This window comes from Eubacterium multiforme (assembly GCF_030813415.1).
GTDB lineage: Bacteria > Bacillota > Clostridia > Clostridiales > Clostridiaceae > Clostridium > Clostridium multiforme.
In genome coordinates this window covers 386541-413098 of the sequence record NZ_JAUSUF010000002.1, presented here as the reverse complement: position 1 = coordinate 413098, position 26558 = coordinate 386541, and the positions used below count along the sequence as shown (strand labels likewise).

Annotated in this window: 22 protein-coding genes and 1 CRISPR repeat array; of the genes, 19 read left to right on the top strand and 3 right to left on the bottom strand. The window is 26.7% G+C overall.

What is annotated here, in order from left to right:
- The first annotated feature begins 208 nt into the window (after positions 1-208).
- From J2S18_RS06190 to J2S18_RS06125, 14 genes are all read left to right on the top strand, one after another.
- Positions 209-1486 carry a cell division protein ZapA gene (locus J2S18_RS06190; RefSeq protein WP_307484619.1) on the top strand — a complete coding sequence of 426 codons (1278 nt, stop codon included), beginning with the start codon at positions 209-211 and terminating at the stop codon, positions 1484-1486.
- A 116-nt stretch (positions 1487-1602) separates the two neighbouring features.
- Positions 1603-3945 carry a U32 family peptidase gene (locus J2S18_RS06185; protein WP_307484616.1) on the top strand — a complete coding sequence of 781 codons (2343 nt, stop codon included), beginning with the start codon at positions 1603-1605 and terminating at the stop codon, positions 3943-3945.
- Positions 3946-3948: 3 nt separating this feature from the next.
- Positions 3949-6309 (top strand): endonuclease MutS2, encoded by a 2361-nt coding sequence (locus tag J2S18_RS06180; RefSeq protein WP_307484614.1) that lies wholly within the window; start codon positions 3949-3951, stop codon positions 6307-6309.
- A gap of 280 nt (positions 6310-6589) precedes the next feature.
- A complete protein-coding gene (locus J2S18_RS06175) occupies positions 6590-7540 on the top strand; it encodes a carbohydrate kinase family protein (RefSeq protein ID WP_307484611.1) in 951 nt (316 codons plus the stop codon).
- Between the two features lie 65 nt (positions 7541-7605).
- A complete protein-coding gene (locus J2S18_RS06170; RefSeq protein ID WP_307484610.1) occupies positions 7606-8274 on the top strand; it encodes a cytochrome c biogenesis CcdA family protein in 669 nt (222 codons plus the stop codon).
- A gap of 11 nt (positions 8275-8285) precedes the next feature.
- Positions 8286-8912 carry a TlpA family protein disulfide reductase gene (locus tag J2S18_RS06165; RefSeq protein ID WP_307484608.1) on the top strand — a complete coding sequence of 209 codons (627 nt, stop codon included), beginning with the start codon at positions 8286-8288 and terminating at the stop codon, positions 8910-8912.
- A 23-nt stretch (positions 8913-8935) separates the two neighbouring features.
- On the top strand, positions 8936-9403 hold the full coding sequence (locus J2S18_RS06160) for a 2-thiouracil desulfurase family protein (protein WP_307484605.1): 468 nt from the start codon (positions 8936-8938) through the stop codon (positions 9401-9403).
- A gap of 122 nt (positions 9404-9525) precedes the next feature.
- On the top strand, positions 9526-10386 hold the full coding sequence (licT, locus tag J2S18_RS06155; protein ID WP_307484602.1) for a BglG family transcription antiterminator LicT: 861 nt from the start codon (positions 9526-9528) through the stop codon (positions 10384-10386).
- A gap of 163 nt (positions 10387-10549) precedes the next feature.
- Positions 10550-12625, top strand: coding sequence for a glucose-specific PTS transporter subunit IIBC (gene ptsG / locus J2S18_RS06150; RefSeq protein ID WP_307484601.1), 2076 nt, complete (start codon positions 10550-10552; stop codon positions 12623-12625).
- 117 nt (positions 12626-12742) lie between these two features.
- Entirely contained in the window at positions 12743-13339 is a 597-nt protein-coding gene (locus J2S18_RS06145) for a 50S ribosomal protein L25 (protein WP_307484598.1), read from the top strand.
- Positions 13340-13478: 139 nt separating this feature from the next.
- Positions 13479-15206, top strand: coding sequence for a phospho-sugar mutase (locus J2S18_RS06140; protein ID WP_307484595.1), 1728 nt, complete (start codon positions 13479-13481; stop codon positions 15204-15206).
- A 59-nt stretch (positions 15207-15265) separates the two neighbouring features.
- Positions 15266-16366 (top strand): tetratricopeptide repeat protein, encoded by a 1101-nt coding sequence (locus J2S18_RS06135; protein WP_307484594.1) that lies wholly within the window; start codon positions 15266-15268, stop codon positions 16364-16366.
- Positions 16367-16498: 132 nt separating this feature from the next.
- Positions 16499-17050, top strand: a complete 552-nt coding sequence (locus tag J2S18_RS06130) for a nitroreductase family protein (RefSeq protein ID WP_307484591.1) — start codon at positions 16499-16501, stop codon at positions 17048-17050.
- 87 nt (positions 17051-17137) lie between these two features.
- Entirely contained in the window at positions 17138-17782 is a 645-nt protein-coding gene (locus tag J2S18_RS06125) for a cyclodeaminase/cyclohydrolase family protein (RefSeq protein ID WP_307484589.1), read from the top strand.
- A gap of 12 nt (positions 17783-17794) precedes the next feature.
- On the opposite strand, the gene pdaA is transcribed toward J2S18_RS06125, so the two are convergent.
- The gene (pdaA, locus tag J2S18_RS06120; RefSeq protein ID WP_307484586.1) at positions 17795-18604 is read right to left on the bottom strand and encodes a delta-lactam-biosynthetic de-N-acetylase; all 810 of its coding nucleotides are present in this window, start codon (positions 18602-18604) and stop codon (positions 17795-17797) included.
- 165 nt (positions 18605-18769) lie between these two features.
- On the opposite strand from pdaA, the gene ychF reads away from it, so the two are divergent.
- The 5 genes from ychF to J2S18_RS06095 all read left to right on the top strand — a co-directional run bounded on the left by ychF (position 18770) and on the right by J2S18_RS06095 (position 24987).
- A complete protein-coding gene (gene ychF, locus J2S18_RS06115) occupies positions 18770-19867 on the top strand; it encodes a redox-regulated ATPase YchF (RefSeq protein WP_307484583.1) in 1098 nt (365 codons plus the stop codon).
- Positions 19868-20395: 528 nt separating this feature from the next.
- Positions 20396-21157, top strand: coding sequence for an SDR family NAD(P)-dependent oxidoreductase (locus tag J2S18_RS06110; protein WP_307484580.1), 762 nt, complete (start codon positions 20396-20398; stop codon positions 21155-21157).
- A 280-nt stretch (positions 21158-21437) separates the two neighbouring features.
- Positions 21438-22588: direct repeats of the CRISPR family, unit length 30 nt; unit sequence GATTAACTTTAACAAGAGTTGTATTTAAAT.
- Positions 22589-22719: 131 nt separating this feature from the next.
- Positions 22720-22914 (top strand): hypothetical protein, encoded by a 195-nt coding sequence (locus J2S18_RS06105; protein ID WP_307484577.1) that lies wholly within the window; start codon positions 22720-22722, stop codon positions 22912-22914.
- A gap of 128 nt (positions 22915-23042) precedes the next feature.
- Positions 23043-23375, top strand: coding sequence for an inorganic diphosphatase (locus tag J2S18_RS06100; protein ID WP_307484576.1), 333 nt, complete (start codon positions 23043-23045; stop codon positions 23373-23375).
- 181 nt (positions 23376-23556) lie between these two features.
- On the top strand, positions 23557-24987 hold the full coding sequence (locus tag J2S18_RS06095; protein WP_307484574.1) for an MFS transporter: 1431 nt from the start codon (positions 23557-23559) through the stop codon (positions 24985-24987).
- A gap of 97 nt (positions 24988-25084) precedes the next feature.
- Here J2S18_RS06095 and J2S18_RS06090 read toward each other — a convergent pair whose 3' ends face one another.
- Entirely contained in the window at positions 25085-25747 is a 663-nt protein-coding gene (locus J2S18_RS06090) for a phosphate ABC transporter ATP-binding protein (RefSeq protein ID WP_307484571.1), read from the bottom strand.
- Complete coding sequence (locus J2S18_RS06085) at positions 25731-26558, bottom strand: PstA family ABC transporter permease (protein ID WP_307484569.1); 828 nt, start codon at positions 26556-26558, stop codon at positions 25731-25733. The genes J2S18_RS06090 and J2S18_RS06085 overlap by 17 nt, the downstream gene beginning before the upstream one ends.

Sequence of the window (26558 nt, the reverse complement as noted above, 5' to 3'; positions counted from 1 at the left end):
CGGTTGGCAAACCGTTTCGATGTGCGAGTAGCACAGCCAGTAACATGCCCTTATAGGGCTAGAGCAAACCACCCGTTTTACGGGTGGTCATGATTGAGAAATTTATTAAATTTTAATAACCTTTTTACTTTACATAATTGTGAATTTATTAAATATCCAATATAATTAGTATTAAGATGAATTATTAAATTTTAAGAGGTGGAGTAGTATGGTAAAAATTACAGTTAATATAAATGGGGTAGACTACAATTTAAAAGGAAAAGAAAGTGAAGATTATTTAAGAGATATTGCTTCATATGTAGATGAGAGAATAAAAGAAATATTAGGTAAAAATCCACTGCTTAGTATTTCACAGGCATCAGTTTTAGCGGCTGTAAATATTACAGATGAATTATATAAGTCAGATAATGAAATAAAGAATCTTGTAAGTTTAAAAACTAATATAGAAAAAGAAAAGACAACTCTCTTTAAAACTATTGAAGAACTTAAAAGTGATTTGCAAAAAATTAAAGAAGAAAATGATAACTTGAAAAATGGAAGAGATAATACTATTAATGGATTAAAAAATGATAGAGAATCTTTATTAATGGAAGTTAAGGAAATTAAGAATAATAAAAAAGAATTAGAAAATAATCTAAATAAATCTTTAAATGAAATAAAATCAAAAGAAAAGGAAATTCAAAGGTTAAAAGAAGAAAATAATAAGATTAAAAATGAGAAAGCCTCATTAATTAAGACAAATGAAGAAGTTAAAGGTAATTTAAAGAGTGCCTTAATTGAAAAGGAAGAAAAGGAAAGAATACTTCAAAAAGAAATAAGAGAACTTCAAGAAAAAAATATTAATAGCAAAAAAGAAGCAGAAAATAATCTATTTAAAAATAAGGTGTTAGCTAAAGAAATAGAAGAAGGCAAAAAGGAGAAGGAAGAAATTTTAAATACTATAGAAAACTTTAAAAATAAAAAGAATTCCCTTGAAGTTGAAATGGACAATCTTAGGAATAAAAATAAAGAACTTAAAGATAAGTTGAAAAAAGATGAGTACACATTAAAGGAATATGAAGTTAATTATGAAAATGCTAAAAATAATTTAGATGAAAGTAATAAAAGTTTAAATAAATTACAATCAGATTATGAAAAGTTACAATATTTAATGAAGGAAGAAAAAATTCAAAAGGAAAAAGAAATAAATAGTTTAGAAAATATAAAGGAAGAAAAGGAAAGTAAAATAGAATCTCTTAATAAAGAAATTGAAGAATTAAGAAGTATAATAGATAGTGAAAAAAATAAAGTTAAAGAATTACAAGAAAATGTAGTGAAACTTGAGAAGGATAGAAGTACATTAATAGAGGCTGGAAAGAATACAAGAGTAGAGTCTAAAAGTAACAAGTATAAAGTTCTTGATTTAGAAAAGAAACTTTTAGATACTCAAATTGAACTTGCAAAAGCTAAAATGAAAAATGAACCAGCTCCTTTAAAGAGAAAATAAACCTTAGTACTGAGTAATTTTAATTTTGCTCAGTGCTTTATTTTTAATAAGTAATGGGGTAAACTAAAAGGATATGACAAAAGAATAGTTTTGGTTAACTTATAGGAGAGATGTAAATGAAAAAAATAGAGATTCTAGCTCCAGCTGGAAGTATGGAAAGTCTTTATGCAGCAATAAATAATGGAGCAGATGCTATATATTTAGGAGGAGATAAGTTTTCAGCAAGAGCTTATGCTTCAAACTTTAATAATGAAAATATGAAAAAAGCAGTAGACTATGCTCATAGTTATGGAGTATCAGTTTATGTTACTATGAATACACTTTTAAAGGAAGAGGAATTACCTAAAGCATTAAAATATGCAGGGTATCTTTATGAAATTGGAGTAGATGCTCTTATAATACAGGATCTTGGACTTTTTAAAGTTATTAAAGAAAAATATAATGATTTTGAGTTACATGCCTCAACTCAAATGACTATTCATAATGGAGAAGGAGCAATTTATTTTAAAGATAAAGGCTTTCATAGAATAGTATTATCAAGGGAATTATCTTTTGATGAAATTAAATATATATCAAAAGATTTAAATATAGAAACTGAAATGTTTGTTCATGGTGCACTTTGTGTATGCTATTCAGGACAGTGTTTAATGAGTTCTATGATAGGTGGAAGAAGTGGTAATAGAGGAAGGTGTGCTCAGCCTTGTAGAATGGAGTATACTTTAAGAAGTAGTAAGGGAGAAGAGAAAAAGGGATATTTACTTTCTCCAAAGGATATGTGCACAATTGAAGATGTAAATAAAATAATAGATAGTGGTGCTTATTCACTTAAAATAGAAGGAAGAATGAAAAGACCAGAATATGTAGCTGGAGTAGTTAGAAATTACAGAAAAGCAGTAGATAAAGAAGTATACAATAAAGACTTTAATGTAAAAGAAGGAAAAAAGGAACTACTTCAATTATTTAATAGGGAAGGCTTTTCAAAGGCATATTTAAATAAAAATATTGGAAAAGATATGATGAGCTATAATTTTCCAAAAAACACAGGACTTTTACTTGGAAAGGTAATAGATGGTGGAGAAATAATATTATATGAAGATATTTCTCTAGGTGATGGAGTAAGAGTTTTAGATGGCGGATTTACTTGTAGTAAAATAATAAAAAATAAAAATGAAGTAAAGGAAGCCTATAAAGGAGATAAGGTTAAATTATTCCCAATAGGTTATAAAAAGGGAGACTTCCTATATAAAATGTCTGATAAAAAACTAACTTTAGAGTTAAGTGAGGGAGTAAAGCCTTATGAAAGGAAAATTTCTTTAAAGGGATATTTAAAGTTTAATGTAAATGAAGAAGTTAAACTAGGAGCTCTTTTTAAAGATAATTACTATGAAGTTTCAGGAAGTTTAGTTGAAGAAGCAGCTAATAGACCTTTAGATAAGGAAAGAATAGAAAAGGCATTATTTAAATCAGGAGATTATCCATATAGATTTAAAGAAATAGAATTTTCTTCCTTTGATGATGGATTTATTAGAATTGGAGAATTAAATGAACTTAGAAGAGAATTATTTGAAAAAATAATTAAAGGGGAATGTTCAAAGTATAGAAGAATAAGACAGGGTAAAGAAAAGCCATTTAAAGAAACAGAAAGAGAAAGCAAAAATATAGAAATTCTTCCTAAAGTAATATTAAAGGAACAATTTGAAGAGATTAAAAATGATTTTGATTTTATTGCTGTAGATGTATTTAATAGGGATAAAAATGGAATAAGAATAAAGGATTTAAAAGATTATAGCAAAGAATGTAACTTAATATTAAGATTACCTAATATAATAAAAGAAGAATTTAATTCTGTTATAAATGTTATAGAGAAGTGCAAACCATATATTAAAGGGTTAATTACTTCAAATATAGGTATAATAAATAAATATAAAAAAGAACTATATATTATTGGTGATTATAAATTAAATATATTTAATAGGGAAACATTAGAATTCTATAAAGGAGATATGGATATATTAACTATTAGTGAGGAACTTAATAGAAAAGAAATGAAGGCTTCTTTAAAAGGATTTAAAGGAAATGTAGCTAAAATAATATATGGAAAAACAGAACTTATGGTAAGTGAGTATTGTCCTATAGGAAGTACTTTTGGTGAAAAGTGTACAGATAAAGATTGTAATAAGGCATGTGAAAGGGATAGTTTTACATTAATTGATAGGGTAAATGAAAGATTCAGTATAATGACTGATGTTTTTTGTAGAAGTCACATATTAAACTCTCTTCCATTAAATTTAATAGAAGAAATTGATGATTTAAAGGAAATGGGTATTTCATCATTAAGATTAGATTTTACTGATGAAGGAAGAGATAAGGTAAGAAAAGTTATTAATGAGCTTAATGGAAAAATTTTAATAGATAATAAAAATTATACAAAGGGCCATTACAGAAGAGGTGTAGAATAAAAAATGAATGAAAGAACCTTTAGAGTTTTAGAATTTCAAAAGATTAAAGAAAATTTAAAAAAATACTCAAAAACACAAGGGGGAAAAGCTTTAATAGATAAGTTAACTCCTTATGAAACAAAGTATGAAGTAGAAATTGCACTAAAAGAAACTAAAGAAGCACTTGATATGTTAGTTACAAAGGGAGCTCCTCCATTTGAAGGATTATATGATGTACGTGAAGGGCTTCAAAGGGCAGCTAAAGGTGGAGTTTTATCACCAGGACAGCTTTTGAGAATAGGAAACATGTTAAAGTGTTCAAGAAGATTTAAAAAGTATGTTGAAAGAGAAGAGGAAGAAATAGCCTTTGAAAGAATAGAAGATTTAGCATATATTTTAGAACCTTTAAAGGGCTTAGAGGATGAAATTGAAATTTCTATTATATCAGAAGATGAAGTAAGTGATAGAGCTTCAAGCACTCTTAGAAGTATTAGAAGAAGTTTAAAAGAAAAAAATTCATCTGTTAGAGAAAGAATAAATGGTATAGTTAGAAGCTATTCAAAGTATCTTCAAGAAACTCTTTATACTATGAGAGGGGAAAGATATGTCCTTCCAGTAAAGGTAGAGTATAAAGGTCAAGTTCCAGGTATAGTACATGATCAAAGTTCAACTGGAGCAACTCTTTTTATTGAACCTATGAGTTTAGTTAATTTAAATAATGAAATTAAAGAGCTTATGCTTAAAGAAAAGGCAGAAATAGAAAGAATATTAACAGTCCTTTCAAAGAAGGTTTCAAATAATATTGAAATTTGTAAAAGTAACAATAAAATATTAGGAGAGCTTGATTTTATATTTGCAAAGGGATCTTATGCTTCAAAAATAGATGGAATATATCCAAGGGTTAGTGAAGATGGAAGATTTGATATAATATCAGCAAGACATCCATTAATAGAACCTAAAGATGTTGTATCTTCAGATATATATTTAGGAAAAGATAAAAATGTAATTATGATTACAGGACCTAATACAGGTGGTAAAACAGTTACATTAAAAACAATAGGGCTTTTACATCTTATGGGGATGTGTGGACTTTTAATACCTGCAATGGAAGGTTCAACTATAGCCTTTTATAATGAAATATTTGCAGATATTGGAGATGAGCAAAGTATAGAACAATCACTATCAACTTTTTCATCTCATATGACAAATATTGTTGACATTATGTCAAAGGCTACAAGAGAATCACTTGTTCTTTTTGATGAACTTGGAGCAGGAACAGACCCAACAGAGGGAGCTGCACTAGCTGCTTCAATAATTGAAAATTTAAAATCAAGAGGAACTAAAGTAATTGCAACAACACATTATAGTGAACTTAAAGGATATGCGTTAAGAACAGAGGATGTAGAAAATGCTTCAGTTGAGTTTGATGTAAAAACTTTAAGACCAACATATAGACTTTTAATTGGAATTCCAGGAAAATCAAATGCTTTTGAAATATCAAGAAGATTAGGTCTTAGTGAAGGTGTAATTAAAGATGCTAAGAAATTTATAGCAGAGGATAATCTTCAATTTGAAGATTTAATAAGAGAGCTTCAAGAAAAAAGTATAATTGCAAAAAGAGATGCAAGAGAAGCTATGAAAGAAAGAGCAGATGCAATAGATTTAAAGAAAAAATATGATGAAAAACTTAAAAAGTTAGAAAAGACAAGAGATAAAGCTTATATGGATGCAAGAAGAGAAGCTAAGGATATAATAGCAAATGCTAAAGATGAAGCAGATGAAATCTTAAAAGCTATGAGAGAACTTGAAAAGATGGGTATTTCAGGGGGCGGAAGAAATAGACTTGAAGAGGAAAGAAGAAAACTTAAAGAAAGTCTTGAAAGTAAAGAAAAATCAATTTATACCCAAAAGGAACAAAAGGGAGAAAAAATAAAAAATATAAAACTTGGAATGGAAGCATATCTTCCATCATTAAATCAAAATGTAGTTATAATTTCTCTTCCAGATAATAAAGGTGAAGTTTTAGTTGAAGCTGGAATTATGAAAATAAGTGTTAAAGCAGATGATTTAAGAGCATTAGAAAATAAAAAGGTAAAGACTAAAGAAAAGAAAAAGAGAGAAGTTAAACTAAACTTAAGTAATATAGAAAGCAGAATTGATTTAAGAGGAATGGATGCTGAGGAAGCTTGCTTTAGAGTTGATAAATATTTAGATGATGCCTATAGAGCCAATTTAGGCGAAGTAACAATTGTTCATGGAAAAGGAACTGGTGTATTGAGAAAAGCTATAAATGATATGCTAAAGAGACAACCACATGTAAAAAGTTATAGACTTGGAGTTTATGGCGAAGGTGGAGATGGCGTTACTATTGCAATATTAAAATAATTAAAATATAAAATAAGTTTGATATGCTACCCTTATAATAATGAGAGTTTAGATAATAAAACTGTAATTATAAAGGAGCATATCATTTTTTTATTATCTAAGTTTTTAATAGATTTTGTAAAAAAATTTAAAAATAAAATACAGAATTAGACAAGTTTTAAGCGTTTACATTGTATGATTTAAAAAAAGTTAAGAATTATTCTTTCTTTTTTCCTTTTTGTAATTTATAATAATTGTATGTTTTTTTATAATAACGGAAACTAGAAACAGGAGAGATAATATGATAAATAAAGATTCATACATACTAGTTATAGGAGCATCAATTGTTGATATACTAGGATTTAGTAGAAACACATATAAGGGAAAGGATTCAAATCCAGGAAACATTAAAATTTCCCTTGGTGGAGTTTGTAGAAATATTTCAGAAAACCTTGCAAGAGTAGGAGTAAACACTAAGTTTATATCAATTATTGGAGATGATGAAAATGGAAGAAATATTTTATGTCATTCAAAGATGATTGGATACAATATGGAAGAGTCATTAATTCTTGAAGGAGGATGTACTCCAACATATATGGCAATACTTGATCATACTGGAGATATGGTATCAGCAGTAGTTGATATGGAAAGTCTAGATGAAATGGATACAGATTTTATAGATTCAAAAAAAGAAGTAATTTCAAATGCTGAATATACTATATTAGATGCAGATGATGCAGAAATACTTGAATATATACTTACTAAATATAGAGGACAAACTAAATTTATATTAGATCCAGTATCAGCTGCTAAAGCCGAAAAAATAAAACACTTAATAAAATATTTTCATACAATAAAACCAAATAGATATGAAGCAGAAATTCTTTGTGGATTTAAAATAGAAACAAGAGAAGATTTAGAAAGAGCAGGAGACTATTTCTTATCTTTAGGAGTAGAAAATATTTTTATTAGTTTAGATGCTGATGGAATATATTATACAAATGGAAAAGAAAGCGGACAAATAAAGGCTACAGATGTAAAAGTTAAAAATACTACAGGGGCAGGAGATTCCTTTGTTGCAGGTGTAGGATTTGGATACATGAATAATTTATCATTAAAGGATACAGTAAAATATGCAATAGCAATGTCTATAATAACAATTTCTCATGAGGATACAATAAATCCAAAAATGAGTGATGAATATGTAGATGTATATTTAAATAAAATAAATTGGGAAGAAAACACATATTAATATATTTACAGCTTTGGATTAAAATCCTTAGCTGTTTTTTGTAAAAATAAGAAAGGAGAGAAATTATGAGGGATATTACTATTTTTATAGCCTTTTTTAGTGGGTTGGTTTCATTTTTATCACCATGTGTATTACCACTTATTCCAGCTTATGTAAGCATTTTAGCTGATGAAGATGAAAATTTAAAAAGGAATAAAGTCCTATCTCAAAGTTTGTTGTTTATTTTAGGATTTACTATAATATTTATAATTATGGGAGCATCAGGTGCTTTAATTGGAAGATTATTTGGAGAAAATATAAAATTTTTTAGAGTTTTAGCAGGAATAATAATAATAATTTTTGGATTACAAACTGCTGAAATAATAAAAATAAAGTTTTTATATAGAGAAAAAAGATTTAGTAAAAGGATTAAAGAATTTGGACCAATTGTTATGGGAATGGCTTTTGCAGCAGGGTGGACACCTTGTATAGGGCCTATATTAGGAAGTATATTACTTTATGCTTCTTCTCAAAGTGAAGTAGTTACAGGTATTGTTATGTTATTATTTTATTCTTTAGGTATGGGAGTTCCATTTTTAATAACAGCAATATTAATTGAAAAATTTGATTTTGTTAGGAAAAAGATTTATAAGTATATGGTACCTATTAAAAAGATATCAGGTATATTTATGATTATAATTGGATTGCTTATGGTAACTAATAAATTGTTAGTTGTTATTGGACTATTAACTTAGGAGGTTTGTATATGAAACATATTAAGAAAATAATAATCTTATTAATTGTAGTTTTAACTTGTGTAGGAGCTTATCAAGTTTATAATATGAATAATAAAAAACTTAATGATGATAGAAATGCAAAGGTAGAAACTAATAATGAATATAATAATAAACAAAATGAACAATCAAAAACTAGTGAATCAGAAAGTAAAGAGGAGAAAGATAAAAAATATCCTAAAGCACCTGAATTTACTTTAACTGATTTAAAGGATAAAAAGGTGTCATTATCTGATTATAAAGGTAAATATGTAATGATAAACTTTTGGGCTACTTGGTGTTCTGCATGTAAAAGTGAATTGCCTGATTTAGAAAAATTTTATAAAGCAAACAAAAATAATAAAGATTTTAAACTTTTAACAATAGATGTTGGAGAAAGCAAAGATGCTGTAGAGAAATTTATGAAAGAAAACAAATATAATTTTCATGTACTTTTAGATAAAAATACAGAAGTATCTTATAATTATACAGCAACAGCCCTTCCAACAACTGTTTTAATTGATAAAGAAGGTTATATTAAGAAAATAATTATGGGAGCTATGAATGAAAATTCAATGAATTCATATAAAGAAATGCTTATAAACAATGAATTTAAATAGAAAATGAAGAAAGAAGTGTTTTTATGATAATAATAAGTGCATGTCTTTGTGGATGTAATTGTAAATATAATGGGAAAAACAATAAAAATGAACAATGTGTAAATTTATTCAAAAGTGGAAAAGCTACTTTAATATGTCCAGAACAATTAGGTGGAATGACAACTCCTAGGCTTCCTTCAGAAATTTTAAAAAATGAAGAGAATAAATTGGTAATTAATAAAAATGGAGAAAATGTTACTGATTTTTTTGAAAGGGGAGCAAAGGAAGCTTTAAATATTGCAAAGCTTGTAAACTCAAAGGTTGCAATTTTAAAAGATGGAAGTCCATCCTGTGGAAGTGAATTTGTTTATGATGGAAATTTTTCTGGAAATAAGATTAAAGGACAGGGAATTACTGCTGAGTTATTTATAAAAAATGGAATAAAAGTATTTTCAGAAAAAAATATGCCAAAGGAATCTTTGGAAAATTTAGTATTTGACAGTTATAATTAATTATGTTAAATTTATTAACGAAATAAATAAATTTGTTATTGATTAATTATAAAAATTAAGACAATACCTAAATCAAAGTAACTTGGTTTAGGATTTTTTATTTGCTTCATGGAGAGATTACTATGATTATAGAAAAAATTTATAATAATAATGTATTATTAGCTATTGACTCTAAAACAAAAGATGAGGTAATACTTACAGGCTGTGGTATAGCCTTTAAGAAGAAAGTTGGACAAAACATAGATGAAAATAAAGTTGAAAAAAGATATGTATTAAAAAGTCCAAGCTTTGGGGATAAGATAAATCAATTAGCTAACAAGATTCCAGAGAAAATTTTTGAAATAACTTCAAAAATAATTGAATATACTGAAAAGAAATTAAATGTAGATTTAGATGAGCATATTTATATTGCATTAACTGATCATATATATTTTGGAATAAAAAGATATAAAGAAAATATGATGATTAAAAATGAACTTTTAAATGAAATAAAAAGAATTCATAGAAAAGAGTATGAAGTAGGTCTTTGGGCTGTAAGTTATATAAATAAAAAATTAGATGTTAAATTTACAGATGATGAAGCTGGATTTATTGCACTTCATATAGTTAATGCTAATTTTAGGGAAGAAAAACAAGGAACCTATATAAGCACAAAAATAATAAAGGGAATTCTTAATATTATAAGATATAGTTTTTCAGTAGAATTTTTACAAAATGATATTAATTATGATAGACTTATAACCCATTTAAAATACTTTTCAAAGAGAATAATTTCAGAAGATACTTCCTATAGTAAAGAGAGTAGTGAATTAATTGATATTATTAAAGAAAAGTATAAAGATGAGTATAAATGTTCAATGAAGATTAAAAAATATATAAAAGACAATTTTAATTATAATGTTAATGATGATGAAATAGTTTATTTAAGTATTCATATATCAAGAGTTATATCTGTTATAAGATTTGAAGAAAAAATTAAATAATAAGATTGTTACTGATAACGCAGGCAAGACTTGAATTTATTAAAATAACACATAGATTTAAGAATAGTTTATTCTAAATTTTTAATGTGTTTAATTTTGATAGGTTTAAGTCTTTATTTTTTTATAAATTATTTATTTTATTGAAAGAAGGAGAGACATATTAATGAAGAAAATATTCGGTGTTTTACAAAGAGTTGGTAAATCATTAATGCTTCCAGTTGCATTGTTACCAGCTGCTGGTATTTTATTAGGAGTTGCATCTGCATTTTCAAATCCTGATTTAATACAGCACTTTCCAGCATTAAATTCATATGGTGTACAACTTGTTGTTAGCGTATTACAAAATGCTGGACAAATAATTTTTAGTAACCTTCCACTAATATTTGCTGTAGGTGTTGCAGTTGGATTAAGTGAAGGTGATGGTGTTGCAGGACTTGCTGCAGTAGTTGGATTCTTAATAATGAATGTAACTATGGGAGTAGTAGGTGGAGTTACTACAGAATTTATTACAGTAGACCATAATCCAATGTATTCAATAGTTGCAGGAATTCCAACACTTCAAACAGGTGTGTTTGGTGGTATTATAATAGGTATTATTGCATCAGTTTTATATAAAAGATTTTATAAAATACAATTACCACAATATTTAGGATTCTTTGCAGGTAAAAGATTTGTTCCTATGATAACTGCTCTTGTTGCAATAATTTTAGGTGTAATACTTACATTTGTATGGCCTTTTATACAAAGTGGATTATTACATTTCTCACAAAGTATGATAGATGCTAATAGAACATTAGCTGCTTTTGTATTTGGACTTGTTGAAAGAGCTTTAATTCCATTTGGATTACATCATATTTGGTATAACCCATTTTGGTTCCAATTTGGAGAGTATATAGATAAGGCTGGAAATCTTATTATGGGAGACCAACAAATATTTTTCCACCAATTAAGAGATGGTGTTAATTTAACAGCTGGAACATTTATGGCAGGTAAATATCCATTTATGATGTTTGGACTTCCAGCAGCAGCTTTTGCTATGATTCACGAGGCTAAACCTTCAAAGAAGAAGCAAGTTGCAGGAATTATGATATCAGCAGCCCTTACTTCATTTTTAACAGGTGTTACTGAACCAATAGAATTTGCTTTTCTTTTTGTAGCACCAGTTTTATTTGCAGCTCATTGTATTTTTGCAGGACTTTCCTTTGCAATAATGAGTATTTTAAATGTACATATGGGAGTTACATTCTCAGGAGGATTATTTGACTTTTTAATTCTTGGAGTGTTACCTAATAGAACAGCATGGTGGCTTGTAATAGTTGTAGGATTAATATTTGCAGTTTTATACTACTTTGGATTTAGATTCTTAATTAGAAAGTTTAATTTAAAAACTCCAGGTAGAGAAGATGATGATGACATAGTTGATGATTCAGTTGCAAAGGGTGGACATAATTTAGCCTTTGAAGTTTTAGAAGCTTTAGGTGGAAGTGCAAATATAGTTCATTTAGATGCATGTATAACAAGACTTAGAGTTACAGTTAAAAATGTTTCAGATGTTAACCAAGATAGATTAAAAGCTTTAGGTGCAGCTGGAGTTATGATTGTTGGTGAAAACATACAAGCAATCTTTGGACCTAAATCAGATGTTTTAAAAACTGAAATAGGTGAAATAATGACAGGTAAGGTTCAAGTTAATAGAGATATTAAAGATGATCCTAAAGATTTAGAAAAAGAAATAGAAGAAGTTAAAGAATGTGAAAAAGAAACTTCAAAAGATAATGAAGAATTTGATATAATAGCTTCAGCAACTAATGGAGAGCTAGTAGACATAAGCGAAGTTCCAGATGAAGTTTTTGCAAGTAGATTAATGGGTGATGGTTTTGCTATGAAATCAGAAGATGGAATTATAGTAGCACCGGTTGAAGGAACTTTAGAAGTACTATTCCCAACAAAACATGCTTGTATAATAAAAACTAAAAATGATTTAGAAGTATTACTTCACTTAGGAGTTGATACAGTAAACCTTAAAGGTGAAGGATTTGAAACCTTTGTTGAGATTAGACAAGAGGTTAAAATTGGAGATAAGCTAATAAAAATGGATTTACCATTTATAGAGGAAAATGCTAAATCATCAATGATACCAGTTGTATTTACTAATTTACCAGAAGATCAAAAAATTGAAATTAAAGAAGGAAAAATAAAAGCTTCTGAAAAAGAAAGAATTTCAATAATTAAAAAATAAAATGAAAACTATAGATCAAAACTTTTGGTCTATAGTTTTTTTCTTATAAATGAATAAATCTATATCTTTTTAGGCATACTTAAAAAGAGTTTGTGATAAAGATTAGGAGGTATTCATATGAATGAATTAAATATACAAAAAAGAAATAAATGTGGAAACAGTGGAAGAAAAGCTAGATCAAAGGGGCTAGTTCCAGGAATACTTTATGGAAAAGAAATGGCAAATTTTATGTTTGAAGTATCTTCTCTAGAACTTGGAAGAGAAATTTCAAATAGTGGAGAACATGGAATATTAAATGTAAATGTTAATGGAGAAACTAAAGAAGCTTTAATTAAAGAAGTTCAAAGAGAACCTGTTAATCATGAAATAATTCATTTGGATTTAGAAATATTAAATGGAAATGAAAAAATAGAAGCAGAAGTTCCTATACAGTATTTAGGAGAAGGATATTTAAATAAAAAAGGTGCAGTTCTTCAAAAGGAAAAAGATTTAGTAAAGGTTTTGTGTAATTCTAATAAATTACCAAAGCATATTAAATTTGATGTTTCAAGTGGAATTAATGGTTCTGTATATAGAATGTGTGATTTAGAGTTAGCAAATGAAATAACAATATTAGATAATTTAGAAACTGTTATAGCATCAATATCAAATGAAAGAAAATTAACTTCTGATTTAATGGAAGAAGAAAAATATGATATTGTTTTAGATAAATAATTAATAATAAAGAAGAAGGCTTAAACTAAAAATTAGCCTTCCTTTTTTATGGTAATTGGAAGTAAGGAGGGAAAATATAGTTTGAATTTTTTACCTTATGTTGTATAATATATCTGAAACAATTAAAGGAGGTTCATAGATGGATTATAGGGAGAAATACAACATATGGTTAACATCAGATAGAATAAATGAAGATACAAAGAGAGAATTAAAAGAGATTAAAGATGATAAAGAGATTGAAGATAGATTCTATAAAGATTTAGAATTTGGAACTGGGGGACTTAGAGGAATTATAGGAGCTGGAAGCAATAGAATGAATATATATACTGTTTCTAAGGCTACTCAAGGTTTTGCTAATTATTTAAATGATTCTTTTGAAAATCCATCAGTTGCAATAGCATATGATTCAAGAAATATGTCAAAGGAATTTGCAAAGGCAACAGCTTTAACATTAGCTGCTAACAATATAAAGGTTTACTTATTTGAAAGTTTAAGACCAACTCCAATGCTTTCATTTACAGTTAGACACTTAAATTGTAATGGAGGAGTTGTTATAACTGCTTCACATAATCCAAAGGAATATAACGGTTATAAAGTTTATGATGAATTTGGAGGACAAGTAACAGACCTTAAAGCAGGAAAAATAATAGATTGTGTAAATGGAATTAAAGATTTTTCAGAAATAAAAAATATAACTGAAGAAGAAGCAATAGAAAAGGGATTATTAAATTATATTGGAGAAGAAGTTGATAAGGCTTATATTGAAAAAGTAAAAGGTCTTACTATTAGAGAAGACTTAGTAAAAAATAAAGCTAAAGGCTTAAAGATAATATATACTCCAATTCATGGTTCAGGAAATATTCCAGTAAGAAGAGTATTAAAGGAACTTGGATATGAAAATTTAGTAGTAGTAAAAGAACAAGAACTTCCAGATGGAAACTTCAAAACTGTTTCATACCCAAATCCAGAAAATCCAAATGTATTTGAAATTGCTTTAGAAATGGCAAAAACTGAAAATCCAGATATTATATTTGGAACAGATCCAGATTGTGATAGAATTGGTGTAGTTGTTAAAGATTCAGATGGAGAGTATAAAGTTTTAACTGGAAATCAAACAGGACTTTTATTAACTGATTATATATTAAATTCATTAAAGGAAACAGGAAAGCTTCCACAAAATGGAGCTGTAATAAAAACAATAGTTACAACAGAGGGAGCAAGAGAGATTGCAAACTATTATGGAGTAGAAATTTTAGATGTTTTAACTGGATTTAAGTATATAGGAGAAAAGATTAGAGAATTTAAAGAAAGTGGAGATAAAACTTATATCTTTGGATTTGAAGAAAGTTATGGATATTTAGCAGGAGACTTTGTTCGTGACAAAGATGCTGTTATAGCAGGAATGCTAATATCTGAAATGACTCTTTACTATAAAGAAAAGGGACTTAGCTTAGCTGAAGGATTAAACAAATTATATGAAAAATTTGGATTCTTTAAAGAAGAGTTAGTTTCAATAGAATTAAAGGGTAAAGAAGGTCAAGAAAAGATAGCTTCATGTATTGATTCGCTAAGAAATTCATCAGTAACTGAAATTGATGGAGTTAAAGTTAAAACAAGATTAGATTATAAATTAAGTATTGAAGAAAATTTAGATACAAATACTAAATCAAAGATTGAATTACCTAAGTCAAATGTGTTAAAATTTATACTTGAAAATGGTTCATCTTTTGTTGTAAGACCATCAGGAACAGAACCAAAAATGAAAGTATATCTTGCTGTAAAGGGAAGCAGCTTAGATGGAGCACAAAAAGATATGGTAAGATTTAAAGAAAATGTAATGAACTTAATTGAAGAAAAATTAAGTTAATCTATTATGCTACCATCTTTAAAGATGGTAGCAATATTTTTTTATAGGAGTGAATTTATATGGATTATAAAGCAATATTTAAAGAAAAACTAAATAAACTTTTATTTTTAGAAATAGATAAAGAGGGATTTAAAAAGGCAGTTAATATTCCAGAATATATTTCTTTTAAAAGTAAAGATTTATTTATACCAATAAGCTCTGAATATATAACAAGCAATATAGATAATAAAATAAAAATAGAAAACCTTCCTATATATTATTTTATAGAAGGAATGCTTTTAACATTAGGAGCAGATAAAAATATAGGTTATGCTGAGGATTATAAACTTTTATTAATGCAAATTCCAGAAAGTGAAGAGTGTGGTAAAAGTTTAGTAGCACAAAGAGTAAAAGAGGAACGTTTAGAAGATGCTTATCTTTTATTAAAGGGACTTCTTCAAATTGATGAAGATGAGGAATATATGAAAAAATTACTTTTAATAGGGGTAACTATTAGAGATAAGGATAGCGGATTTGAGGAAATATTACTAGAAGATATTGATGAAGCTAAAAAATTATTTAATAAGATGAAAGAACCATTCCTTTATAAAGGAATCATATTAAAGGATAAGGGCGATTATGTTGGAGCTAAAGTAGAAATTAATGAGTATTTAAGAAGAGGAGGAGAACAAACTCCTGATATTGAAATGCTTATGAATGATATAGAAAATGTAACAACTTATGAAAAAGCAGTTGAATTAATAGAAGAAAAGCCAGAAAAAGCAATAGAAATGTTTTTATCATTATTAGAAAAATTCGAAGATAATCCATTAATATATTATTATTTAGGAGTATGTTTTAGAAGAATAAATAAATTTGATAAAGCTATTTACTATTTACGTGAAAGTTTAAAACTTGAAAGTGGAATTTTAGATGTTGTTAATGAGCTTGGATTAAATTATGCTTGTATTGGTGAATATGAAGAGGCTATAAAATATTTTAAGAAAGCTTTTGAAGCCTCAAAGGAAGTTGAAATTTGTACAAATATAATAATGTGTTATTTAAATTTAGGAAATTTAAAGGATGCTAAATTACATTTAGAAATTGCAAAAAAATTAAATAAAGATGATGAAATTGTAAAGAAAATAGAAAAAGCAATAAGTAAAGAAGAAAATAAATAAAATATAAGTTTTATTGGAATACTAATTATATAAAATTAGGTTATGTTTTAGGTAAGTGTTAATTTAACATATCCCTTTAGACTTATTTAAAAAATATATCCTAAAATTAAAATATGATTAGGAGTGAATAAAATGGAATTTTATGATGTTATAAATACTAGAAAAAGTATTTCAAAATATAAAGGAGATGAAGTTTGCAAAGGCAGTTTAAATAATATGATTGAGGCTGCTATGAAATCTCCTTCTTGGAAAAACAGAACATCATTTAAACTTATAGTAGTAGATGATAAAAATATAAAAGATACTATAGCAGAATGTATACTAAATAGTGATAATAAAGCAGAGGAAGGCTTAAAGGAAGCACCTATGGCTTTAGTTGTAATATCTGAACCTGAAAAATCAGGAGAAGTTTATGGTAAAGAATTTTATATAGCAGATGGTGCTATTGCTATGGAACATTTTATTCTTGCAGCTACAGCAGAAGGCTATGGAACTATGTGGATAGGAGCTTTAAAGGAAGAAAAGATTAAGGCATTACTTAATATACCAGATAATTTTAAAATTATTGGAATTACTCCAATTGGAATTCCTGCTGAAGTTAAACCTCATAATGAGAAAAAAGATATGAAAGAATATGTATTTAATAACAAATTTAATAATCCATATAATTGTGAGATAAATTAATAGGCTTAAAATTAAGCCTATTAATTTTTTATGGAAGATATAAATTTAACGTGATATAATCATAAATATTGATTTAGGAGTGATTAAATGAAATTTAATGATTATAAGATAAAAGAATTTTTAGAAGATTTAGCATCAGATTCACCATCACCTGGAGGTGGAAGTACGGCAGCGCTTGTTGCAAGTCTTTCAGGATGTTTAAATAATATGGTATATTCATTAACTATAAATAAAAAATCCTTTGATAAATTAACTGAGGATCAAAAATCAAAAATGATTAATTTAGAAAAGGAATGTAAAAACTTCATAAAAAACAGCATTAACTTTATGGAGGAAGATAGAGAGTGCTTTAATAAACTTATGGATTCTTATAAATTGCCAAAGGAAAGTGAAGAAGAGATTAATTATAGAAAAAAAGAAATAAGAGAAAGAACATATGAAGCTATGTATGCTCCTTTAAAGCTTTGTAGAGAGTGTATTGATTTTTATTCTAATATAGAATTTGCTTTAGAATATGGTAATAAAATGCTTGCATCTGATGCTGGAGTTTCTGCAAGTCTTCTGCATTCTGCTATAGAAAGCTCTATTTTAAATGTAAAAATAAATTTAAATAGTTTAAGAAATGAAGTTTTTTTTAAAGAAATAGATGAAGAAATTAAAATTACTCTTGAAAAATCAAGAGAGAAGAAAGATTACATATTAAATAAATTAGATAGTCTAATATATAATTAAGAAGGGTGCAAATTAATTTGCACCCTTTAATATCATTTTTTCAGGAAGATCATCTAAGGATTTAAACTCATAGCCTTCATTCTTTAAAGAAATTAAAACTTCCTTTAATATTTTAGTGTTAGTATCTGATACGGCATGTAAAAGCATTATACAACCTGGGTGAACTCCATTTTTAATTTTTTCTACTGCATAGCTAGAAGAAGGTTGATTATCTACAAGCCAGTCTCTGTATGCAAAGCTCCAAAATATTGTTTTATAACCTAGATTTTTTGTTTTTTCTAAAGAAGCCTTTGAATATTTACCCATAGGTGGTCTAAAATATTTTGGCATATCCTTTCCTGTAAGTTCTTTGTAAGCATCCTCTACCTCTTTAAATTCACTTTTAAACTTTTCATCATTTGTAATTGATGCCATTGATGGATGTCTTGAAGAGTGATTACATACTAAATGACCTTCAGAAGCCATTCTTTTAACTGTTTCAGGTTGAGATGTTATGTAAGTTTTAACAACAAAGAAAGCAGCTTTTACATTTACTTCTTTTAATATATTTAGAATTTCTTCTGTATTGCCTTTTTCGTAGCCTTCATCAAAGGTTAAATAAAGTTCTTTTTTTGAAGTATCTCCAACATAAAAGGAGGGACTATCATTTAAGAAAGAAGAAGATTCCTTAGGTGCTTCTGGAGTTACATCCTTTCCTCTAGATACAAAATACCAGTTAAGTTCTGTATTATCACTTATGTTTTCTGCAAAGGCTTTAATTCCTAAAAAAGTAAAAATTATAAAAGAGGAAAAGATTATTATTTTAAAAATTTTTTTATTCATAACAAAACCTCCTAATGTTCTTCATATTTAGTATTAGAAGAATAATTTAAAAATAAACATGGTAATATTTAAATGAAAAAATCATATGTAGCAAAATGTTGAAAATTAGCCATATGTAGAGTATAATCTATTGGTATAGTTTAAATATAGAAGGGAATGTACATAATGAAGTTAGGAATCGTAGGTTTACCAAATGTAGGTAAGAGTACTTTATTTAATGCAATAACAAAGGCAGGAGCTGAATCAGCAAACTATCCATTCTGTACAATAGAACCAAATGTTGGAGTAGTTAGTGTTCCTGATAAAAGGTTAGATGTTTTAGAAAAAATGTATAATACTAAGAAAAAAGTTTACACTTCAATAGAGTTTTATGATATAGCTGGATTAGTTAAAGGAGCATCAAAAGGAGAAGGATTAGGAAACAAATTCTTATCACACATAAGAGAAGTTGCATCAATCGTTCACGTTGTAAGATGTTTTGATGATGGAAATGTAGTTCACGTTGAAGGTTCTGTTGATCCAATAAGAGATATAGAAACAATTAACTTAGAACTTATTTTCTCAGATTTAGAAGTGCTAGAGAGAAGAATAGAAAAGTCAGTTAAACTTGCAAGATCAGGAGATAAGAAAGCAAAAGCAGAATATGAACTTATGCTAAAAGTTAAAGAGCACTTAGAAAATAATTTACCAGTTAGAACTTTAGAAGTTAATGAAGATGAAGCAGCATTTATAAAAACTTTATTTTTAATAACATCAAAACCAGTTTTATATGCATGTAATGTATCAGAAGATGATGTTACTAGTGGAAATCCTCATAACGATTACGTTAAAAAGGTTGAAGAGTACGCTAAAAAAGAAAATTCAGGAATAGTTATAGTAAGTGCAAAAATTGAAGAAGAATTATCTGGACTTGAAGATGATGAGAAAGAAGAAATGCTTTCAGAATATGGATTAAAAGAGTCTGGATTAGATCAACTTATAAGAGAAGGATATAAACTATTAGGACTTATAAGTTATTTAACTGCTGGAGTACAAGAAGTAAGAGCTTGGACTATAAAAGAAGGAACAAAAGCTCCACAAGCTGCTGGAAAAATCCATTCAGATATAGAAAGAGGATTTATAAGAGCAGAAGTAGTATCTTATAATGATTTAGTAGAATGCGGTTCAGAGGCTGCGGCTAAAGAAAAAGGTCTTTTCAGATTAGAAGGTAAAGACTATGTAATGAAAGATGGAGACGTAGTAAACTTTAGATTTAACGTATAAATAAAAGATGGAGATTTTCTCCATCTTTTTTGTTTTTAAAGGTAGAAGATAATAAAGCCTTTATATTAAATATGTATACCTCCTTAAATGCGGCTTTAAAATATGATTAATACTTTTTAGCAAAGATTTTAACAAAAACATCTTAAATTAATTACATTAGATTAAATATTTGCAATATCTTATAATGAGAATTTTAAATAATTTTCTATCATATAGATAAATATAAATTTAAGGATAAGATTATTTATTAATAAAATCTTTTTAAGCTACTAAAAAATAGTGATTAAACTTTAATATTAAAATAAATCATATTAACAATAATATTTTAATAAATTAACATTATATTATTTTAAATAAATAAGATTAAGTAATAGTAAAATTAATTTATTAAAAGGTTAGTTATACCATTATTTGAATAGAAAATTTTATAAGAGTATATTGAAGTTTATATAGAAGATTTATTTTTTATAATTTTTATTTAGACAATTTAAATATTTTTAAATATGTAAATAAAGGGAGGTAAGGTTAATGGAAAAATTAAAAGGTAAAGTTGTTATTATTACTGGTGGAGGTCAAGGGATTGGTTTTGGAGTTGCAACTGCTTTCGCAAAAGAAGGAGCAAATCTTGTAATAACTGGTAGAACAGAATCTAAACTTCTTAAAGCAAAAGAAAATTTAGAAAAGTTATGCAATATAAAAGTTCTTCCTTTAGTAGCAGATGGAGGAAAAGAAGAAGATGTTAATAGTGTAGTTAATAAAACTGTATCTGAATTTGGAAAAATAGATGTACTTATTAATAATGCACAAGGTTCTAAATCAGGTGTTTTATTACAGGATCATACTAAAGAAGACTTTGACCTAGCAATAAAATCAGGATTATATGCAACATTTTATTATATGAAAGCAGCTTTTCCATATTTAAAGAAATCAAAGGGATCTGTTATTAATTTTGGGTCAGGAGCTGCTCTTTCAGGAAAAATAGGACAATCTTCCTATGCTGCATCTAAAGAAGGAATACGTGGTATGTCTAGGGTTGCAGCAGCTGAGTGGGGAGAGTATGGAATAAATGTTAATATAGTTTGCCCATTAGCCATGACAGAAGGTTTAAAGAAATGGAGAATAGAATATCCAGATTTATATGAAAAAACTATACAAGGAATTCCAATGAGACGTTTTGGTGATCCTGAAACAGATATTGGACGTGTTTGTGTATTTTTAGCTTCAGAAGATGCTAAATTTATAACTGGTGAAACAATATCACTTCAAGGTGGTGGAGGATTAAGACCATAAGTTTTTAAATTTTAGATATATTTTAAATATGAAAATTAATAGAAATAGAGATAAAACAATTTAAATTATTTTATCTCTATTTTATTTTTAAATTTACAATGTTATTTTACCAACCTTATATTTTTATTATTTGGTATAAACACTGTAAATATAAAGGCTAGATAGGTTTTTTTATAAGACCTTTTAATTTTAAGGTAACATTGGTAAAATAATAGTAGAAGTATTGAAAATACTGATGTTATATAAATTTATAAGTATAAGAAATGGCTTATTTTCAATGGATTAACTTTAACAAGAGTTGTATTTAAATAACTTTGGTGGAGTAGGCTGTGCAACTAAAAGTTTAGATTAACTTTAACAAGAGTTGTATTTAAATCCTAGCACTTTAAATTTTCCATGTCCTTGTTTACAATGATTAACTTTAACAAGAGTTGTATTTAAATTATTTTCCACATTCACAGTATGCTATTTGCCTTTTAGATTAACTTTAACAAGAGTTGTATTTAAATGACAAAGGAACATCTAATGTAAATAGTAGTTTGGAGATTAACTTTAACAAGAGTTGTATTTAAATCGTGAAACATTATTTTTTAATTGCAACTAAAAAACGATTAACTTTAACAAGAGTTGTATTTAAATTAGCTTCGTATAGTTCTTGCCCATATAAATCAAGAAGATTAACTTTAACAAGAGTTGTATTTAAATTCTTTTTCATATTGTTACCTCCTAAAACTAATCTTCGATTAACTTTAACAAGAGTTGTATTTAAATTTATGCACTATTCTATGGTTACGTTCTGTTAAATAGGATTAACTTTAACAAGAGTTGTATTTAAATATTACCTCTGGCGTAACAACACCATTATCTCCTTTGATTAACTTTAACAAGAGTTGTATTTAAATATTTTATTTTATAAATTTTATGTAAAATAAAAAAGGATTAACTTTAACAAGAGTTGTATTTAAATTTTACTTTTTCTATTGCAGTATTTAAATTTTCTTTAGATTAACTTTAACAAGAGTTGTATTTAAATGAGCATGGAAATGTCTATGAGTGGGTAAAAAAGAAAAGATTAACCTTAACAAGAGTTGTATTTAAATGAAGAAATATTAGATTTCCTAAAAAAATCTAAGGAGATTAACTTTAACAAGAGTTGTATTTAAATTTGAAATTGTATTAAATGTAAGGGTACAAGGCTTTAGATTAACTTTAACAAGAGTTGTATTTAAATAAAAAGATGAACCAGATTTAGATGCTAGAGATATAGGATTAACTTTAACAAGAGTTGTATTTAAATTAGTCTATCATTATTCAAATAAGTAACTTTTTGACCATGATTAACTTTAACAAGAGTTGTATTTAAATCAGTTTGACATAACAACTGCGTGTGCTCCAATCCCTGATTAACTTTAACAAGAGTTGTATTTAAATAAAAACTATTCACCTTTAGAATTATTTACTTAGTTTAAAATTTTTTATATAAAAGATTTAATCTTATATACATTAGTTGTTATTATTTGGTACTGCTATTATAGCTTATTGTTAAAAAAGGAGGAGATGATATGAAAAAAAGTAAAAAAACAAATAAAATAGGAACAATAATAAGCACTTTAATTATTAACATATTTTTTTTAATAACTACATATAGAACAACTAAATTTAAATTAACTCTACAGACATTTATATATATAATTAGTCTAATTATTATTGATATACTTTTTATATGGTTTAATAAAAAATATAACATTAAGAAATAATATTAGAAATATTTAAAAATCTTTTGTATAAAATAACTTTTATTAAAGTGGAGTTATTGTTGTTTAAAAATATGAAATGAAAAATATTGATAATGAAAATAGATAATTAATACTGAAAGGAGAAAATTATGAAAAGCTACTTAAATAAAAAAGTAAAAGTCATAATAGATAGACCATTAGGCTCTAAACATCCTAAACATAATTTAATATATCCAATAAACTATGGATATATTGAAAATACAATTTCGGGATATGGAGAAGAAATAGATGCATATATTATTGGAGAATTTAATCCAGTAAAAATTTATGAAGGGTATGTTGTGGCAATAATAGAAAGAAAAGATGATAATGAAGATAAACTTGTTGTATGTAAAGAAAAAAGTAAATATAGCAAAGAACAAATAAAAGCTTTAGTAGAGTTTCAGGAAAGATTTTTCAAATCAGAAGTGATTATTATTTAAAAAATAATATATAAAAATTAATGTGAATAGCTTCTGTTAGTAAAATTATGAATTAGATAGAATTATATATTTAATTTCTTTAAATAGATTGCTATGGCTTTTTTTGCTTTATGAAATTACTTTGTTGTTTGTATTATAATTATCCCTATGGTTAAAATAATTAAACAAAAGAGAAGAAAGGATGATTAAAGTGGGGAAAAATGCAGAAGATACTATCTATAATAATAGATGGAAAATACTTGTGTGCATTGTAACAGTAACCTTTATGAATTGTTTAGATGCAAGTATTGTAAATGTAGCACTTCCTATGATATCAGAAGATTTAGGGGTAACTATGGCACAAGTCCAATGGATTGTTACAAGTTATCTTATAGCAATATCATGTTTAATATTACTTGGAGGAAGATTTGGTGATGTAAAAGGTAAATGTAATACTTTTAAAATTGGTATATTTTTATTTACATTAGGATCATTATTTTGTGGATTATCACATACATTACCTTTACTTGTTATATCAAGAGTATTCCAAGGAATTGGTGCATCTCTTACAATGGCAAATAGTTTAGGAATAATAACAGATACCTTTTCAAAAGGGGGGAGAGGAAAAGCTGTTGGAATATCAGGAGCATCAGTTGCCCTTGGAACAATGGTAGGACCTGCCCTTGGAGGTATTATTGTATCACTTAGATGGGAATATATATTTTTAATAAATGTTCCAATAGGAATAATAGCTTTTATTGCTGCAATGAAAATACTTCCTAAAGAAGAAGGTCATAAGAATAAAAAGATAGATATAATTGGAACATTACTTTTTGCAATATTTATAATTTCAATAGTTTTAGTATCAACAGAAGGTCAATTTGTAGGATATACAAGTTTGCCTATAGTAATTGGATTTATAGTTAGTATATTGTCACTTATACTATTTATAATTATAGAAATGAAAATAAAATCACCAGTTTTAGATTTAAGTATATTTAAAAATAATTTATTTTCAATAAGTGTATTTTGTGGATTCATATCATTTATAGCAATTAGTTGTTTTACAATTCTTTTACCTTTTTACCTTCAAGATGTATTAAAACTTACACCTTTTTATGCAGGGTTATTTATGATTATATATCCAATAACATTATCAGTAGTATCACCTTTAAGTGGTACATTAGCGGATAAGATTGGTTCAGAAATAATAGCACTTATAGGACTTTCTATGTTATCTTTAAGTTTTGTGCTTATGTCCACAATACATGAAGGTACACCAATATGGCTTATTGGAATTTATTCAATTGTAATGGGACTTGGTAATGGAATGTTCCAATCACCAAATAATACTCTTGTAATGTCTACAGTTAAGAAAAATAAACTTGGAATTGCAGGAAGTGTAAATGCATTAGTTAGAAATTTAGGAATGATATTTGGAGTAACTTTAGGAACAACTCTTTTATATAGTAAAATGAGTAACATGTTAGGATATACAGTAACTAATTATATAAATGGAAAGGATCATGTATTTATAATGTCTATGGATTTTGTTTATATAGTAGCTGCAATAATATGTTTTGTTGGAGTTATAATTAGTGCTACAAGATTTAAAAAGAAGTTACCTAGATAAAAATTACAGCTATGATTTATTTAAGTGTTAAACTATAGGGTAAATTAAAAGAACTACTTAAAAGTATAATTAAATTATATTTTTAAGTAGTTTATTTTTATATTAATTTTCCATTTTCAATATAAATTTTTTTGTCTGCTATTCTTTCAGCTTGATCTAAATTATGTGTTACAACTAATATTGTATAATCCTTTTTTAAAGATTTTAAAAGTTCTTCAATATTTAAAACATTTTTAAAATCTAAAGCTGAACAGGGTTCATCTAGCAAAATTACTTTTGGATTAACAGTTAAAGCTCTAGCAATACATAATCTTTGTTTTTGTCCACCTGAAAGTTTAAGGGCATTCATTTTTAAGTTACCTTCAATTTCATCATAAAGGGAAACCTTTTTTAAGTTATCCTCTGCTATAGTTTTTAAATTACTGCTTCCAAAGTATTTTGAAGCATAAATCATATTTTTATAAATTGAAAAAGGAAAGGGTGTAGGATTTTGAAAGACCATTCCTATTTCTTTTCTTACCTTTTGAATTGGCATATTAAAGATATTTTCATCTTCTAGGAATATGTCCCCTTCTTTAGATAATGAAGTTTCTTCTTCAAGCATTCTATTTATACTTTTTAAAAGAGTAGTTTTACCTCCACCAGAAGGACCTAAAATAACTGTTATTTTATTTTTTTCTATATCTAAGTTAATATTGTTTAATATTATCTTTTCTTTTGTTTTTACTGAAAAGTTTCGTATTTTAATCAAAGTGTTCATCTTTTTTAAGACCTCCTAAAATTGCTCCAAAGAAGTTTATTATAAGAACTAAAATAATTAATATTAATGCTGTTCCATAGGCTTTATCTATTCCAATACCTTGTTGCATTAAAATATATAAATGGTAGGGAAGAGCCATAAAAGGATCAAGCAAATTTTTAGGAGCGTGAGCATTTACAACAGCACCAGTTAACATTATAGGGGCTGTTGCTCCCATTGCAAAACCAGAAGCCATTGTAATAGATGTTATAATTTCTTCTTTAGTTCCTTTTATAACTAAATTTTTTATAGTATATTCTTTAGAAACTCCAAGGGCATAGGATGAAAGTAAATATTCCTTTTGAAATTCTCTAAAAGATTTTTCTATTCTAACTTCTATATAAGGATATATCATAACTGCTAGTGTTATTGATGCTGAAAGTACACTTTTGCCAAAACCTAAAGTTACTACTAAAAAAGCATATCCAAAAAGTCCAAGAACAATAGAGGGAACTCCAGAAATACATTGAACTATTGTACATATAATATTGTTAAGTTTCTTATTTTTAACATAAAAAACACTATATATAGCAGTACATAAACCCATAATTCCAGCTATAACACTTGAAATAAGTGTTGTAACTAAACTACCTATAATAGCTGGAAATATTCCTCCAATTGAACCAAGAGGTATTCCTTTAGGAGAATCAAATAAAAATTGCTTATTTATTTCAGATATACCTTCTTTTGCTATAAAAATTAAAATAAAGGTTAATATCATAATTACAATTATCATACTTAAGTATATCCATACATTAATAAATTTTTTCAT